The organism is Brucella sp. IR073 (genome assembly GCF_049065735.1).
In the GTDB taxonomy this organism is placed as follows: domain Bacteria; phylum Pseudomonadota; class Alphaproteobacteria; order Rhizobiales; family Rhizobiaceae; genus Paramesorhizobium.
In genome coordinates, this window is the sequence record NZ_JBAKHD010000008.1 from 21463 (window position 1) to 38265 (window position 16803).

Here is a 16803-nt window from a genome sequence, read left to right on the forward strand (position 1 = left end):
CTCCCTTTGTAAAGGCGTCCAATGCAACGCAAACAATATAATTCCGGCTTCGTACGCTGGGCCTTGGCACAAGGCTGGCTCAACGGCAGTGATTTGTGGCTTGTCGATGTCGGAGCGAGCGGTGGGATCGACGCCTTCTGGCGGCAGTTTGAACCCCATCTGACCGCGGTTGGTTTTGACCCTCTGCTGAGAGAAATCGAACGGCTGAATGCCGCGGAAGAAAATCCGCGCGTATACTATGAGTCAGCATGGGTCGGAAACGGGCAAGAGCAACGTTCCCTTGATGATGACTGGTATCTCTTTAGCCGCAGTAGCGCGGTTGAGGCTGCCAAGATCGTTAACCTAAATTATGCTCAGACCCTTTTCAATGGCGGTCAGATGATTGAATACTCCGAGCGTCATGTGGCACTTGATCAATTTGTGAACGAAGAAAAACGTAAAGCCGTCGACGTATTAAAGATCGATACGGACGGTTTTGATTATTTTGTTTTGGAGGGGGCGACGGCATTATTGACCGAAGGCCAGGTATTGATGGTCGAGTGCGAATGCATGATGCATGAGCTTCGTCCGGGGTGGCCGTGTTTTGCCGATATCGATCATTTCATGCGCCAAGCCGGTTACAGGCTCGTTGATCTCGATACGTGGACTTATACCCGCGCCTGTTTGCCGGGGAAATTCCAATACGATATTTATGCTCAGACAGAAACCGGACAGGTTTTTTTCGCCGATACCCTTTATATGCTTGATCCGTCAATGGACGGAGCGACAATGCATCGTTTGCAGACGGATACATCCAAGCTTGTGAAACTTGTGTTGTTACAGGCCGCATTCGGTTATCCCGATTTGGCTGTTGCTACCATATTGGCGATGCGTGAGCATAATTTGCAGCCGGAAGGCATCGCTCTCGACGCAGCTCTCGACCAGCTCGTACTCACCGCTTCACCCAATTGGAAGAAGAGTTACGCGGATTATATTGCACTTTTTTCTCGCGATCCGAGTATTTTTCTGAAGAGCAACTGGCCGAGACACGATAGGCCGGACGCGCACCGGGCCAGACATTTGGCCATAATCCCGCTCGGCAAAGTCATGTCCGAACCAGGTTGGATACGAAATGGCGCCCGTTTGGAAGAGCTCGGCCCTGATGGGGTCCGGATCTGCACACCGGGCATGCCTTGGAGCTATGCGGCCAAGGTGCCCTTGGGAAGCGATGCCGAAGATCTTCAGCATCATGATAAGCATCTGCTTGTGCGCGTGAATCTCCGCGACAGTGTGGGCCAGCCAATGTTGTCTCTATTTTGCGAGGACACCAACACCATCATTCAGGAAGTTTCAGCGATACCGCAAGCCAATAAACAGACATTGGAGTTTATCATTACCCCGCAGACCGATAGCGGAGCCGACCATCTGTTAATCCGCAATGGAACGGGCAAGGAGCCCTCAGGCCTTGTGTTGGAAAAATTGGAGGTATTTGCCTTCAACGAATGAAGGGGCAAACTTGGGAACAATGACGGCGTCCCATTCAACTTGCACGCTGCTTGGAGACGTCTTGCGTATCCTACACCTAATTCGCAGGTAGGGATCGGCTGGCTTGTGCATTCGCCGTGCGGTCCAACGCCCCGTATTCCGCCAGTCACGTCCCTCGTCAACGGGGCTTATCCATTGCATCCTAAAGGAGTGATTCGTAGGTATTGACAATTCTTAATTGTATGTGAAACTCGATGAGAGATATCGATTTTGCATTTGCTGCAGTGGGATGGGAAGTCCTTCTCAACGCACCTGACGATATCCCAATATCATCTAATTAAGGATTTTACCATGACGCAAACTTACTCTTCAAACCCGGCAGATCGTAAGGCCAGCCCGGAAGGCATTGGGGCGGACTATACCAAGGTGCCGCTGGAGCAGTTGGTGCTTGCGCCCTGGGTGCCTGTGAAATCCATGACGCTTGCGTCTCCGCCCTCCAGCCCCGCTGAGGGCGACACCTATCTTGTGCCTGATAGCGCCACGGGTTGGTGGCAGGATTACACCGGCCAGCTCGCCCAATGGCACAATAATGAATGGAGCTTCAGCATCCCGGTGGACGGCCATGGCATTAGCCTGCCGGATGGAAGGGTATATGAGCGCATCGGCGGCGCTTATATTGAAAAGATCGCACTCGACGTGCAGTCGGGCACATGGACCTATGCGCTGGCGGGCGGCACGGCAAACGCGCTCACGGCAAGCCTGACGCCGCCGCCGGCCGCTCTTGCCGCCGGCATGATGATCGTTCTCAAACTCACCGCGACGAATACGGGAGCGGTCACCCTCAATGTCAACGGGCTCGGCGCAAAGAGCATTATTGGCCAGGACGGAAACGATCTATTGCCGGGCAGCCTGGTCAAAGGCACGGTGGCCGTGCTTATTTTTGACGGAACGGCATGGGAGGCGGTGAGCGGCGCCCTCCGCCCGGCGACGCCGCCGGTCATCTACGTCCGGCCGGATGGCAATGATGCTAATTCAGGCACGGCCAACACGCCCGGCGAAGCCCTTCAAACCATCGCCGCCGCGATCGACAGGCTCAACAACTATGTTCTGCCTCTCGAAGGCGGCATCATTCAGCTCGGCGTAGCGGGAACTTATGCCGCGCCCGGTGAGGTGTCCGTCAACGGGACGATCAGCATTGTCGGCGATGCCGCTGACCCGGAAGGGTATCTGATTGTCAATGACGCCAATACATCCTCCAGCGCTGGCTGGCCCGGAATATTGATTGTTTCTGCTGGAACGGTGATTACTCGAAACGTCCGGCTGAAAAATACGCTTGATAGCACATCTGTTTACATGGTTATGGGCCAAAATTTTAATGGCATTGTCAGATGCTTCAATACAATTTTTGAGACAATCCCCAATAACACTTATGTCACCTTCATGTGTGCTGCAAGGTTCGGCGGTTCGATGGAAATCGGGGCCAACTGCGTAGTGCGCGGCACAGCATCTGGTGCGTTCTGGGCAGTAAACAACGGGCAGATGGTCATCGACGGACCTGTCACGGTTGAAAACGCGCTCTATAGTGCTGCGTGTGCGACGGCAAATTCCTGCGCAACTATAACCGTAGGAATGAACTCAATATTTGGAAGCGCCACAGGCCAACGTTATATGTGTTCATCCAATGGGGTAATAGTAACACACCAAGGAGAAGATTATTTGCCGGGTACGATAGCCGGAATAACACTTCATGGAGGCCAGTATATCGGAGGCGCGACGTGAAGCAATATAGCAAGCACGGTTTGATCTCCTAAGGGAACGATAGCCTTGGCTTATCTCGCCGTTCATGGCGGCGGGATTTCCCTGTGACTGCGTCCTGGGCGGTAGCTGATCACGCGCAGATACTGCGCCGCATCGAGCGGTAATAGCGACACATCAAGACAAAGCCCCCTTCAGATCTGCGCTCGGGAACCATCATGGCAAGTGAACAGGCGGTAACTGCACATATCTACCTGAATCGGGAACTATATTCATTTTTAATCAATAAATCTGCGTAAATGTTTTTTGTAATATTGATAATATCATTATTATAATTACTATTTGATCTACTTGCTGTGGATCATAAAAATGTATTTAGAGTTTGATTCCATCATCAATGAAAGTACTCATGGAATCGTGCGGTCGCCCGCCGTGCTCTTCCATGATTACTTCGCCATTCGCGGGGGAGGGGAGCGGCTGGTTTTGACGCTGGCGCATGCGCTCGACGCAACGCTCGTTCATGGCTATCGAACGCATGAGACATATGATGAAGCGGATTTTCCCAAGCGGACGCGGAGCCTGAATTTTCCTTCGCTGCTGCGCCGGCCGGGCCTGCGCCCCTTGTCGTTGGCGGCGGTCTTTACCTTGCAGAGATACGATGCGCGGCGATATGCCGTGCGCCTTTTTTCCGGCGTTGCCGGCCTCTTTGCTGCGCCGCGAAAGAGCAAGCGGGGCATCAATGTCTTTTATTGTCATACGCCCCCGCGCTTTCTCTACGATCAGGCAGCCTATTATCTCCGCGGCAAATCGGTGCTGAAGCGGCTCGCCGCCTATGCCTTCGAATGCCAGTACCGCCGCGCTGTCGCGCGCATGGACATTATCGTCACCAATTCGCAAAACACGCGCGCGCGTATCCGCCATTATCTCGGGCGCGAGAGCATCGTCGTCCACCCGCCTGTCGAAACGGATCGTTTTTCCTGGCGCGGACAGGGCGATTATTATCTGTCGACCGCGAGGTTGACGCCCTTGAAGCGGGTCGACCGCATCGTCGAGGCATTTCTCGCCATGCCGGACAAACGTCTGATCGTCACGTCGGGCGGAGAGGAATTGGAGCGCCTCAAGCGGCTTGCCGCCAATGCGCCCAACATCGAATTTCGCGGCTGGGTGAACGATACCGAACTTCTCGACCTCGTCGGCAACGCCATCGCCACGATCTATCTGCCTGTCGATGAGGATTTCGGCATGTCTCCAGTCGAATCCATGGCCGCGGGCAAGCCGGTGATCGGCGTCGCCGAGGGCGGATTGCTGGAAACGGTTCTGCCTGACGAAACCGGCGTCCTGCTGCCGCCGCAATTCACGCAAGCCGATCTCATCGCGGCAGTCCGGTCGATGACACCTGCCAAAGCCGAGGCGATGCGCTATGCATGCGAGGCACGCGCCAAGGATTTTTCGCGCGGCAAATTCATCGCCACGATGAAACAGCTCATCGACGATGCCCTGGCCGGCCGGTCCGCACCGCGTGCAAGCTGAATATCCAGGCAAACGTCAGGAATTGACGAGCTCGCCCTGGCGCAATTCATCCATCGCTTTTTCGAGATCGTCTGGCCGGCCGACGTCCAGCCAGTATTCATGCAAGGGGAAGGCGGCGCGCTTCTCCGGACGGATACGCTCGAACAGCGCGGGCATATCGAAGAAATGGTTCTGCGGAATCAAATCAAGCGCAGCCGGGCTGATGACATAAATGCCTGCATTCACGAGAAAATCGAACACGGGCTTCTCTGAAAACCCTGCGATATGCTGGTTCACCACCTCAACGACCCCATACGGGATCTGGTATTGATATCGATTCAATCCCATGGTCGCGATGGCGTCGTTCTCATAGTGGAAGGCAATCAGCTGCAGGAAGTTGACCGAAGTCAGAACGTCGCCATTCATCACGATCAACGGATATTCGGGGCGTTCTTGCAGGAGCGAAAGGGCACCCGCGGTTCCCATGCGCTTGGTTTCCCGCACATAATCGATTTCCAGCCCGAATTTCGCGCCATCTGCGAAATGCTGCTCGATAATCTCCGCCAGATGATTGACGCAGAGGGTGATGCGCCGGAATCCCTGGGTGCGGAAGCGCTCCAGAATTCTCTCCAGGATCGGCTTGCCTCCGATCTCGATCATCGGCTTGGGGACTGTTTCGGTGATGGGACGCAGCCTTGTTCCCAATCCACCCACCATGATCACCACACGATGCGATGCCGGATCCGGCATGCGTGTGTCCTCGGCGAGGTGAAGCGAGACCACTCTGCCCTCGGAGTCGACCACGGGCATTTGCGCGATTTGGTGGCTGCGCAGTGTGGCTGCGATTTCCTCCAGGGAGGTTCCTATCGGAACCGTGCGGGGGGTCTTGTGCATGACCTCCCCGGCGGTTGAATCCAGAGTGGCGCCGCGCAATATCGCCCGGCGCACATCGCCGTCGGTGATCGTGCCGATCAGCACGCCACGCTCGTCCACGACAAGCGCTATCTGGCCGCCGCTGGCATCTATACAGGCAATTGCATCCGCCAAAGGGCGGTCAGGAGATAAGGATATCTTGGCCAATTGATGGTTTGTAATCATGGGTTTAATCTCTACACTTGCCACATCGGGGAGCCGTCAAATCATATAACCCGGGCCGGTGTGCCGACCAGTAGCTGCCGTTCCCCGCAATTCCTAACGACGGTAGCGCCGGCTGCAACGGTGGTGCCGGCGCCTACTCGCACATTTTCGATAATGACCGCCCCGGTGCCGATATGCACATCGTCGCCCAGACGAACGCCCCCGCTCAGAACGGCGCCCGGCGCGATGTGAACATTGGCGCCCACCTCACAGTCGTGATCGATGCTCGCCCTCGTATTGATAATCACGTTGTTGCCGATAACGGTTCGCGCCTGCACGACGGCCCCGGCCATGATCACGGTTCCTTCGCCCAGGCGGGCTGACGGCGCAACCACGGCATCCGGGTGAACCGCAGTCAGTGGCGCGAGGCCTTTTTCTGCAGCCAGGCGATAAAGACTCGCTCGTATATTTTGTCCGCCGCGCGTGCTTCCCACCGCGACGATAAAATGCGTGAGATCATGTTGCGCAATCAGGCGGCCCAGATCGCCATCGGCGCCGATGACGTCAACACCCAGCACCGGCGCGCCTGAACCATCTGGTGTCACCAGGCCGGCCAAGCTTATCTCGCTTCGCTCGGAAAGCCGCTGCAACAAGTCGACCACGACGGCGGCATGGCCACCGGCCCCAATACAGATTACGCGAATGGACATTGCAGCACGATCGCCTCCCGCTCCCCCGGCTCCAGCCTGTTTGCCGCAATGGACAACACGGTGGCCTGCGCCATACACCATGTATATCCTACATTCAAGAAAGCTTGGAAAACATGGTCCGGCAAACGGCGCTTATTGAATCGCCGTCTGCCAGCATTTCATTGAATCCCGCAGCGTTCAACCCTAACAGCAGATTATGACATTTTGTAATAGCGATAGCGCATGTAAATTTGTGAAATCGCTTTCAAAAAATATTCCGAAAACATTCGAATTAATGAAGAAAAACGCCCGTTTTTTCGAATCAATTCTTGCACACCTTGGTCGATCAGAATGCGAGTTCCGGTCAGCCGAGGGGAGGGTGCATGGGCCACACCGCGGCAGAAATCGGTATATTTTTAATACAGCCCGCAGATATATTATATTTAGTATAATCATGGAGATCATGGTTAACATTCTAGTATTGACATAAGTATTTCTTCATGATCTCCCTTTACTATACGGTCAGATATTGATTGGCGGGGCCGACGCAGGCGCGCGCCGCGCGTTGTCAGAAATTGAAGAGAAAACCATGCCGGGCGGTGAATTCTTGAACTTCCAAAGACAATGGAGTGACGACATATGAGGCGGGCAACAAGCGCTACCGGCCTGATCGCCCTTGGGGGTGCGGCGGGCCTGATCATATCCCTTATGGCCTATACGTCCCGATCCAGCGGAATCGACGGCTCCGGGGGCGCGCTCCTGGTCATTCTTTCATGCACGGCGATCCTGCTGGCCGCCCTGGCGCTGACCATCTGGGCGACGCGGCGGAGCTGGTGGACGGGGCTGCTGTATTTCCTGCTGATCCTCGGAATTCTGGGCACGGCTTTTGCCGGTTACATGCTCGACAGTCTTCCGCTCGTGCTTGCCATGGCGCTCAGCCTCATCGGCTGGCTCATCGCCACCACTATCAGGCGCAACACGCCGTCCCGTCCCACGCGCGTCACGCATAGAACAGCAGCCGCCAGGGTCACCAGCAACACGACCAGAACAAAGACAAAGACGACGGCGAAAAGGAAGGCATCCCGATGAAGCGCACTCTTTCCCTCTGCTCAGGCATCGCCCTTGCCGCCGCTCTCGGTTTCGCTCCCGCCATGGCGCAGGACACCACCTGGTCCACCTTCAACGGCGATCTGAAGGCGCAGAAATATTCCCCCGCGGACCAGATCACGCCCGAGAATGTAGCCAAGTTGCGGAAGGTTTGGGAAGTCCACACCGGCGACGTGTCTGATGGCAGCGGTAATATCCCCATGTCGGTCTGGTCGGCGACGCCTCTCTTCGTCAACGACACGGTCTATGTCGGAACGCCCTTCTATAACATCTTTGCCATCGAGCCCGACACGGGCAAAGTGAAATGGAAATATGAGAGCAAAGCGCCCCTGAAGGCGCTTACCCAGTCCGACATGAAGGGCCGTGGCGTCGCCTATTGGGAGGCGGATAATCCCGTTGCCGGCCAGCCCTGCCAAAAGCGCATCTATATCGGCACGATGGACGCCAAGCTCCATGCGGTGGATGCCGACACGGGCAAGCTATGCGCTGACTTCGGCGACAACGGCATTCTCGATGTCAATAAATGGAATACCGTCAACGCCATATTCCCGTTTTCGCTGTTCCAGCCGCCCACGGTCTATAAGGATAAGCTCTTCCTCGGCTGGGCCGGCCGTGACTGGTCGGACAGCGTCGATCCTCCGGGCGTGGTCTTCGCCCTCGATGCCAGGACAGGCAAGCTCATATGGAGCTTCGATCCAATCCCGAAAAATATGCAGTCCAAGACCGGTACATCCAATGTCTGGGCCAGTATGTCTGTTGATCCGGACCTGAACATCGTCTATCTGCCGGTCTCCTCGCCCAGCCCGAATTTCTATGGCGGGGATCGGCTCGATCCTATCCCGCTTGCCACATCCGTGACGGCGGTCGATGCCGACAGCGGCAAGGTCATCTGGAGCCGGCAGCTCGTCCATCACGATATCTGGGATTACGACACCAACTCGGCGCCGACGCTGATCGATATCGAGAAGGATGGGAAAAAGATCCCCGCGCTCGTCCAGACCTCCAAACAGGGCTTCCTCTATGTGCTCAATCGCTATACGGGCGAGCCGGTCTATCCGATAGAAGAGCGCCCGGTCCCGGCCTCCGATGTGCCGGGTGAAAAGGCGTCTCCCACGCAGCCCTATGTGGCGCGGCCCGAGCCCGTCATAGGAGACAGATGGCCTGGCGTGTTCTGGCTCGCCGACGCGCTGAGCTTCGGTTATTGCAGCCGGATGGCCAAGGAATTGCGCGACGAGGGCCGCTTCACGCCTCCCAGCCTCAAGGGAACGATTACGTCGCCGACCACTGTCAGCGGGGTGGAATGGGGTGGCGGCGCGGTGGACCCCGAAAGCCAGACCCTCATCGTCAACCATTCCCAGGTGGTGTCGATCAACCAGCTCGTTCCGCGCGCCGAATATGAGAAGCTCACGGCTGCCCCCGGATCGGAAGCCGCAGGCGGTTATTTTCCCCAGCGGGGCAGTCCTTATGGGCTTCGTCTGAACTTTTTCCTCAATCCGCTGGGAATGCCCTGCTGGAAACCGCCCTATGGCCAAATGTCTGCCTATGATCTGAAAACCGGCGATCTCCTATGGCGCAAGCCCTTTGGCGCCGTCCAGCAATGGGGCTTCTATATGCCTGACTCCTGGGGCTCGGTGACATTGGGCGGGCCTGTCATCACCAAGGGCGGCCTGGTTTTCATCGGCGCCTCCATGGATCACAAGGTCCGGGCCATCGATGTCAAGACCGGCGACGTTTTGTGGAAGGACATGGTTGACGCACCCGCGGTCGCCTTGCCTGCCGTCTATATGTATAAAGGCAAGCAATATGTGGTCTTCGTCGCCGGCGGCAATTCCATCCTGACGCCCCGCGTCAGCGATCAGGTCGTCGCCTACGCGCTGCCAGATTAAATATCTGGAGCATTTGTTTAAACGGAAGCATCGGCGGGACAGTACCCCCCTCTGCCCTGCCGGGCATCTCCCCCTCAAGGGGGGAGATTGGCTGACGCTATCCTCCGCTTTCCATTCTGCGACGCCTGCGATTGGTGCCGAACGTCGATGAAGGCGTAATCTCCCCCCTTGAGGGGGAGATGCCCGGCAGGGCAGAGGGGGGTGAACAGCGTTTCCGTCAAAACACAATTTTCTATAGGCCGCTGCCTCTAATCAACGCGCATTTCCGGGAGGGAGTGCGCGTTGACGCTTTTCTGTTCGGGCAAAATTGCGCTATTCTGTGATTCAGGCGCAGCCCACGCCTCCTCCCTCCGTCCGGGGAAGCATATGACATGCCGGGCTATCCGATCATCGAACCGACTGTTCGAGCGCCAGCATAAGGAGGGATTGCGGAACCTGCTCGCAATAGGAGGTTTATCGATGAAGCTGTCCGCGCCTATTTACCAATTAAAGCGCAAGGCCAGGCAATTATCCCGCCAGTCCGGCATTCCCCTGCATGAAGCGCTCGACCGCATCGCCCTTCAGGAAGGGTACCGCGGATGGAGCCTGCTTGTGAGCCAGGCATCCGCGCTCCCGGCCGCCGGTCAATTGTTCTCCCTGTTAAACCAGGGCGATCTGATATTGCTGGGCGCGCGGCCGGGGCACGGCAAAACCCTGATGAGCCTTGAGCTTGCGGTGGAAGCCATGAAATCCGGCCATCGGGGCGTGTTCTTCACGCTGGAATATACTGAAAAGGACGTTCTGGACCGTTTCCGCGCCATCGGCGTGGACTGGGCGCGATTTGCCGGATTGTTCGAAGCCGATTGCTCCGATGCCATCCATGCGGATTACATCATCGGCAAGCTGACATCGGTCCCGCGCGGAACGCTTGTCGTCATCGACTATCTGCAATTGCTCGATCAGAGACGGGAAAATCCGCCATTGCCGGATCAGGTGCAGGCGCTGCGGTCGTTTGCGCGCAGGCGAGGGCTGATCCTCGTTTTCATCTCCCAGATCGACCGGTCATATGATCCGTCAAAGAAGCCATGTCCCGATGCCGAGGATATCCGGTTGCCGAACCCGCTGGATGTGAAGCTGTTCGACAAGATGTGTTTCCTCAATAATGGGCTCATCCAGTACCAGGCTGCACATTGACCGACAAGAATGACGGTCGCGGGTCGATGCCCGCGACCGGTGCCGGAGCTATCTCTGGTTCTCGGCCGCCTGCAATATCCGGTATCCGGCCTTCACACGGTCCGCATTGGGATAGGCCTTGTTCGCGAGGATGACGACGCCGATGCGCTTTGCCGGAACGAAGGCAGCGTAGGCGCCGAAGCCGTTGGTGGAGCCAGTCTTGTTGATGAAGAGATCCTTCGTTGGTTCCTGCGGCGGGTTAAGACGCTCCGCCTTGTTGGCTTTGCGCGCCATGTCGTTGGAATTGCCGTCGAGAAGCCGGTCGAGCGTGACGGGGTAGGGATAGAGCTCCCAGCCGAGCCCCTGCGTCATCGGGCCGATCTTGAAATAGCCGGTATGGGTGGCGGCGATTGCTTTCTGCAAGGCGGGGTCGAGTTTCGAAGGGTCGATATTGGCATCGACGAATTTGATGAGGTCGGAGGAGGTGGTCTTCACGCCGTACATGGCCGAATCGAACAGGCCCGGATTGACGCGGATCGGCTTGCCCGCCTTCGAATAGCCATAGGCATAGTCGCCCATGCGGGCTTCGGGTACTTTCGTAAAGGTATTGGTGAGGCCGAGCGGGGCGAGGACGTTCTTTTGCAGGAGGCTGTCATAAACGCCGCCCAGGCCGCGCGCGGTCAGATCGCCGAAGAGGCCGATGCTCGGGTTCGAATATTGGCGGTGGGTGCCGGGCGCATAGGCGGGCTTCCAGTTCTTGTAATAGGCTTCCATCTTAGCGTCGGTCGTCACACCGTCCGGAAACTGCAATGGCAGGCCGCCCGCCGTATAGGTGGCAAGCTCGAGCAGGCTGATCTTGTCGAAGCTCGTGCCCTTCAGCGCCGGCCAATATTGGCTCGCCTTGTCGGAGAGGGAAATCTTTCCTTCCGCCTCTGCATAGCCACCGAGCGTGGCGTTGAACGTTTTGCTGATCGAGCCGATCTCGAAAATCGTGTTTTCGGTGACTTTCCGGCCGTCTTTCTTCGAGGCAAGGCCGTAATTGAAGAAATAATGCTTGCCGTCTACCGTCACCGCCACAGCCATACCAGGCACATCGTTCTTTTCCATCACCGGCTTTATCGCTTCGTCAACGGCCTGGCGAAGCGCGCTGTCATTATCGGCGGCATGGGCATATGCGCCTGAGAACAAGGATGCGGCGGCGACGAAGCCGAAGATCACGGAGCGGAGATTTTTCATGGCGGGATTGTCCTTCAGGAATGGGCAAACGGCGACAACTCAAGCCATGAGAATAATTCAGGCTTCTCAATGGCGGATAAGTTTCTTCCCAAGGATAATCGCAGGCCGGCTATTCGCCGAACGGCTCCGTAGGCCCCTTCGCCGGTTTGGTGAACCACTGCGGGCCGGAAGCAGTCATGTAAATGTGGTCTTCCAGCCGGATGCCGAATTGGCCGGGCACGACGATCATCGGCTCGTTGGAGAAGCACATGCCCTCGGCGAGCGGCGTCTTGTTGCCGCGGACGATATAGGGCTCCTCGTGGATTTCGAGGCCGAGGCCATGGCCGGCGCGGTGCGGCAGGCCCGGAAGTTTATAGTCGGGCCCGAGGCCGTGGCGCACCAGAACCGCCCGAGCGGCATCGTCTAGCGCCTCGCAGGGAACGCCGATCTCAGCCGCGTCGAAGACCGCCTGCTGCGCCTCGCGCTCGATCGCCCAGATACGGGCGAATTCCGGCGTCGGCTCGTCCAGCACATAGGTGCGCGTCAGGTCGGAATGATAGCCGTCGACGCGGAAGCCGGTATCGACCAGCACCACATCGCCGGGTTTATAGGTTTGATCGCCATCCGCGCCATGGGGAAGGGAGGTCGCCTCACCGAAGGAGACGATGCAGAAGGTGGACGCGCCGCCGCGCGCCCGGTGCTCGTCATCGATGAAGCGCACCACTTCGGAAGCGCGGATGCCCGGCTCGATCATGCCATGGACAAGCTTATGCACCTCCAGCGTCTCAGCCATCGCATATTTGATGATGGCGATTTCGGCGGGCGATTTTTGCAGGCGAAGCCGCCGGATGATCGGCCCGCCATCGGCAAGCCACTCCGGCCCCAGCACGCGGGCAAGCGCATGGTAGACGAAGAGCGCAACGCCATCATCGACGGCAAGCCGCCCGTTCGGGCCGAGCAGCGATGCGACGAGCGCGGCGCCGTCCTCTTCCTCCTGCCAGACGCGGATTTCGCCCGGCAGATGCGGCAGCGTCTCGACGCGGGTGCGCTCGAAGCCCGGCACGATGTAATAGAGCGCCGTCGGGGTCACCAAGGCCCCGAGCAGGCGCTCGCTTTGATGCCAGACGAGGCCGGTGAAATAGCGCAAGGATTCCGTGGAGCCCAGCAGCACCCCGCCGAGGCCCGCTGCATCGATCATGGCCCGCAGGCGCGAAAGCCGTTCGAGTCTTTCCTCATCGGTAATGCGGGGCGGGGTAACGGTCATCTGATCCTCCTGCGGCGCGCTCGGCGCTGATGTCACAGGTGGATAGATAATTGTGGGCAGTTTGTCGACATGGACATTCTCGGCACGGACAAAAATTCCCGCGCCCGCGATGCCGCCATCCAGACAGGATTATTGTGGTTCTTACGAAGAAGCCTGATTCTTCGTAAGGTTTTTCACCAGATTCTTGAGGTTATAATCGATCACGGCAATCGCCACTGCCATACTCTCCAGTGTATCGAGCGCTTGCTGCTCGAGCCGCAGTGTATTCTGCTGCTCGGCATTCAGATTCTTCATCCTGATGGAAGCGTTGGACGGACGCCCGCGCCTGCGTTTCAGTCTTTCTTCTCCAGACATGATGTCCCCATTCCCGAATTGAAACAATTTTAAGTAAACACATTTGAAAATAGTTTACAAGAAGTAAATTCGGCTATTTTATAGTTTATTACTTCTAAAACAATATAGTTAATGAACTTCCGAATTTATAATTCTGACGAATGCTTGTATGCCGAATGAATTACTGACCGTTTCGCTCCGGACGGCCTGGCGCGGAAAGCCGGCCGTCCAGAATACGCCTTACCGCGCCGCCCAGTTGGCCCCGCGGCGGAAGATGGTGCGCATCTGCGGCACATCGAACTCGCTCGCCACATGACCGAGCGAGGAATAGAAGACGCGGCCCTTGCCGTGCTTCCGCTTCCAGACGACAGGCATCGTCACGCCGTCGATCCACCAGGCATGATCGCCGTTGAAGGTGGTGGTTGCCAGCACCTCGTTCGACGGGTCGACATGCATGTAATATTGCTCCGAATGGTAGGAGAAATCGGTGATCCCCGCCATCAGCGGATCGTCAGGCTTCGTGATATTGACCGTATAGTCGATGATGTTGCCGGGATGGGCGACCCATTGGCCGCCGATGATAAACTGATACTCCACGCTCTCGCGGAACGCGTCGCCCGCGCCGCCGTGATAGCCGGCGATGCCGACGCCGTTTTGCACGGCCTCGGAGAGGTTTTTCACCTCCTCCTTCTCGATCTTCGACATGGTCATGATCGGCACGATGAGCGAGAGATCATGGATCGACGGGTCGGCGAAGGCCTCGGTCGAGTGCTCGAGATAGACCTTGAAGCCATCCTCTTCGAGCATGTCGCGGATGATGTGGGCGCATTCCTGCGGCTCGTGCCCGCTCCAGCCGCCCCAGACGATAAGTGCTTCACGCATGGTTTCCCTCCTCCTGAATTAACGACCGATGCGGCCATCGACCAGCGACTCCGCCAGCGGCGCCGGTCGTTCCGTTTCGGTGGTGATACGGATCGTTGTTCCCGCCTCCGCCGCCTTGTGAAACGCTTCCATCACCTCCAGCACATGCAGGGCAAGGCTGCCATTTGCCCGATGCGGACGGCCCGCGCGGATGGCATGGGCCATGTCGGCGACGCCGAGCGAGCGGTAATTGCCGTCGGCATAGGGCTCGCTCGTCTCCTGCGGCTCGAATGCGCCGCCTTTCTTGAGCAATTGGATTTCACCGCCGAAATAGTTCGGGTCCGGAACGATCAACGTTCCCTCGGTGCCGTAGATTTCAAGGGGCACATGCTTGTGGCCCGCCACGTCGAAGCTCATCCCGATCTGCACCACCGCGCCGTTCTGGAACGCCATGACACCTGCCACGTGGGTCGGCACATGCACAGGGATGCGCTCGCCATTGCGGGGCTGGCTGGTGATGACGCGCTCCTGGCGCGGCGTGGTCGCAAAGCCTGCGACCTGCGCGACAGGTCCCAGCAGGTTGACGAGATCGGTGATGTAATAAGGCCCCATGTCGAGCATCGGACCGCCGCCGATTTCGTAGTAGAAATCCGGGTTCGGGTGCCAGCGCTCGTGTCCGGGGCACATGAAGGTGGCGGTGCCACCCACGGGAATGCCCAGCGCGCCGGAATCGACGATGGCGCGCGCGGTCTGATGCGAGCCGCCGAGGAAGGTGTCGGGCGCCGCGCCGATGCGCAAATTGCGCGCGGCGGCGAAATCGGCGAGCTTCTTGCCTTCCGCGAAATTAATGCCGAGCGGCTTTTCCGAATAGGTATGCTTGCCTGCCTCCAGCGCCTGCATCGCCACCGCCACATGGGCCTTCGGCACGGTCAGATTGACGATGAGTTCGATTTCAGGATCGGCGAGAAGCTCGCTCACCTCGCGGGCGGGCACGTTGAACTCCGCCGCACGCTGTTCAGCCAGGCTACGGTTCAGATCTGCGATGCCCCTGATATCCAGAATGGGAAAGGACCCCATCGCCTTCAGATAGGCCGACGAGATATTGCCGCAGCCGATAATGCCTATGCCTAGTTTTTCCATCAGTCTCCTCCACTGGGAAGTTTAAAATAGAAGCGCCGGCGGGACCTAGAACCAACGGTTTCATTCATCTCTGCTCAAATCGCCGGGGCCGGCCCGGTCGTGCCCCAGGGTGACTCATAGAGTTCGCAGAGCGCCACCACTGCCGCGCCTTGCGCCCATGTCTCATCGGCGGATTCATCGAAGACGAGCTCGGCGACCGTCCGGATCGATGGGGGAATCGCGCGGCGGTAGGCGTCACGCAGGCTATCGAGAAACACTTGCCCCAGCGACAGGCTGGACCCGACGAGGATGACGCGCGGCGGCCCGAACAGCGTGACGATATTGGCGACCGCCAGCCCCACCGCCTCGCCCGCGCGGGTGGCGGCTGTTATGAGCGTGTTGTCATCCGCCGCGATCAATGTCTGCGCCATCGCCATGCCGCGCCCCAGCCGCATCGCTTCGGCCAAGCGGCCGCCACTGTCCGGCTGGTTGCAGAGAATGGCGCTTTCGCCCGCAAGTTCCGAGAGCCGCACGATATCCTCAGGGCCTATCCCCAGCACGAGATCCCCGAGATTGTGGCTGAGCCCCTCCGCGCCGCGGAAAAGCTGGCCGTGATGGAGGACGCCGAGGCCCAGCGTCTGCTCCAGCGAGACCAGCACCATGTCATCGAGGTCGCGCGCCTTGCCGAACCAATGGTGCGCCAGCGCAATGGCGTGGGCGTCGCTTTCCACAATAGTGGGCACGTTCAGGCGGCTCGTCATCTCCCAGGCGAAATCCACATCGGCCTCACGGAAGATCGGGCTGGAACGGACAATTCCGGAGCGGTGCTCGATGACGCCCGGCAGGCCGATGCAGATGGAATCGATGTTGCCGAGCGCGAGCCCGGCATCGACGACGCAACGCCTCACGCCATCCTCGATGAGGTCGGCGATGACGGAAATCGACTGCCTGACGACGCGGATGGGCAGCGTCAGCTGCGACAGCACTTCGCCGCAAAAATCGGTGACGACGAAAACCATGGAATGGGCAGCGATCTTGGCGCCCACCACGCGCGCGGCATCCGGGTTCAGTTCCAGCATCACACGCGGGCGTCCGCGCGCCGCCGCATTGCGTAAATCGCCCTCATGCCGCGTCAGGATCAACCCGTCGTCGAGCAGCGCGCCCGTTATCGCTGAAACCGTCGTCGTGGAAAGCTCCGAGCGCTCGCTGATCTCGACACGCGAGATCGGCCCGTGCCGGCGGATCGTATCCAGCACGTTGAAGCGATTGATCGCGCGCATGAGTTCGGGGTCGGCTGTCTTCATCGGCTGATTAAGGGAGTGGGGGAAATAGGGGAGTAAGTGAGTAGGGATGATTTACTCCCTTATTCCCT

General features: G+C 58.2%; 14 protein-coding genes. 7 read left to right on the forward strand and 7 right to left on the reverse strand.

Features of this window, described 5'->3' with window-relative positions; genetic code table 11:
* Window positions 1-21: 21 nt before the first annotated feature.
* From ACOWVG_RS16030 to ACOWVG_RS16040, 3 genes are all read left to right on the forward strand, one after another.
* Window positions 22-1485, forward strand: a complete 1464-nt coding sequence (locus ACOWVG_RS16030) for an FkbM family methyltransferase (protein ID WP_420963325.1) — start codon at window positions 22-24, stop codon at window positions 1483-1485.
* Between the two features lie 330 nt (window positions 1486-1815).
* A complete protein-coding gene (locus tag ACOWVG_RS16035; protein ID WP_420963326.1) occupies window positions 1816-3243 on the forward strand; it encodes a DUF2793 domain-containing protein in 1428 nt (475 codons plus the stop codon).
* Window positions 3244-3588: 345 nt separating this feature from the next.
* Window positions 3589-4749 carry a glycosyltransferase gene (locus ACOWVG_RS16040; protein ID WP_420963327.1) on the forward strand — a complete coding sequence of 387 codons (1161 nt, stop codon included), beginning with the start codon at window positions 3589-3591 and terminating at the stop codon, window positions 4747-4749.
* 15 nt (window positions 4750-4764) lie between these two features.
* Here ACOWVG_RS16040 and ACOWVG_RS16045 read toward each other — a convergent pair whose 3' ends face one another.
* Both ACOWVG_RS16045 and ACOWVG_RS16050 read right to left on the reverse strand, forming a co-directional pair.
* A complete protein-coding gene (locus ACOWVG_RS16045; RefSeq protein ID WP_420963328.1) occupies window positions 4765-5808 on the reverse strand; it encodes a nucleotidyltransferase family protein in 1044 nt (347 codons plus the stop codon).
* 59 nt (window positions 5809-5867) lie between these two features.
* Window positions 5868-6515, reverse strand: coding sequence for an acetyltransferase (locus tag ACOWVG_RS16050; protein ID WP_420963329.1), 648 nt, complete (start codon window positions 6513-6515; stop codon window positions 5868-5870).
* Between the two features lie 618 nt (window positions 6516-7133).
* Here ACOWVG_RS16050 and ACOWVG_RS16055 point away from each other — a divergent pair.
* The 3 genes from ACOWVG_RS16055 (at window position 7134) to ACOWVG_RS16065 (ending at window position 10660) form a co-directional block, all read left to right on the forward strand.
* Window positions 7134-7583, forward strand: coding sequence for a hypothetical protein (locus tag ACOWVG_RS16055; protein WP_420963330.1), 450 nt, complete (start codon window positions 7134-7136; stop codon window positions 7581-7583).
* A complete protein-coding gene (locus tag ACOWVG_RS16060; RefSeq protein WP_420963331.1) occupies window positions 7580-9487 on the forward strand; it encodes a pyrroloquinoline quinone-dependent dehydrogenase in 1908 nt (635 codons plus the stop codon). Before ACOWVG_RS16055 ends, ACOWVG_RS16060 begins: the two co-directional genes overlap by 4 nt.
* A 459-nt stretch (window positions 9488-9946) precedes the next feature.
* Entirely contained in the window at window positions 9947-10660 is a 714-nt protein-coding gene (locus ACOWVG_RS16065; protein ID WP_420963332.1) for a DNA helicase, read from the forward strand.
* 48 nt (window positions 10661-10708) lie between these two features.
* On the opposite strand, the gene ampC is transcribed toward ACOWVG_RS16065, so the two are convergent.
* Together ampC and ACOWVG_RS16075 are read right to left on the reverse strand one after the other, a co-directional pair.
* Window positions 10709-11875: a class C beta-lactamase gene (gene ampC, locus ACOWVG_RS16070; RefSeq protein WP_420963333.1), complete on the reverse strand. Its 1167-nt coding sequence runs from the start codon at window positions 11873-11875 to the stop codon at window positions 10709-10711.
* Between the two features lie 109 nt (window positions 11876-11984).
* A complete protein-coding gene (locus ACOWVG_RS16075; protein WP_420963334.1) occupies window positions 11985-13118 on the reverse strand; it encodes a M24 family metallopeptidase in 1134 nt (377 codons plus the stop codon).
* 69 nt (window positions 13119-13187) lie between these two features.
* Between ACOWVG_RS16075 and ACOWVG_RS16080 the strand changes: the two genes are divergently transcribed.
* Window positions 13188-13505 (forward strand): hypothetical protein, encoded by a 318-nt coding sequence (locus ACOWVG_RS16080; RefSeq protein WP_420963335.1) that lies wholly within the window; start codon window positions 13188-13190, stop codon window positions 13503-13505.
* 186 nt (window positions 13506-13691) lie between these two features.
* Here the strand turns inward: ACOWVG_RS16080 and ACOWVG_RS16085 are convergent, their stop codons facing one another.
* From ACOWVG_RS16085 to ACOWVG_RS16095, 3 genes are all read right to left on the reverse strand, one after another.
* Window positions 13692-14333: a ThuA domain-containing protein gene (locus ACOWVG_RS16085; protein ID WP_420963336.1), complete on the reverse strand. Its 642-nt coding sequence runs from the start codon at window positions 14331-14333 to the stop codon at window positions 13692-13694.
* An 18-nt stretch (window positions 14334-14351) separates the two neighbouring features.
* On the reverse strand, window positions 14352-15452 hold the full coding sequence (locus tag ACOWVG_RS16090; protein ID WP_420963337.1) for a Gfo/Idh/MocA family protein: 1101 nt from the start codon (window positions 15450-15452) through the stop codon (window positions 14352-14354).
* A gap of 74 nt (window positions 15453-15526) precedes the next feature.
* Entirely contained in the window at window positions 15527-16735 is a 1209-nt protein-coding gene (locus tag ACOWVG_RS16095) for an ROK family protein (protein WP_420963338.1), read from the reverse strand.
* Between the last annotated feature and the right edge of the window lie 68 nt (window positions 16736-16803).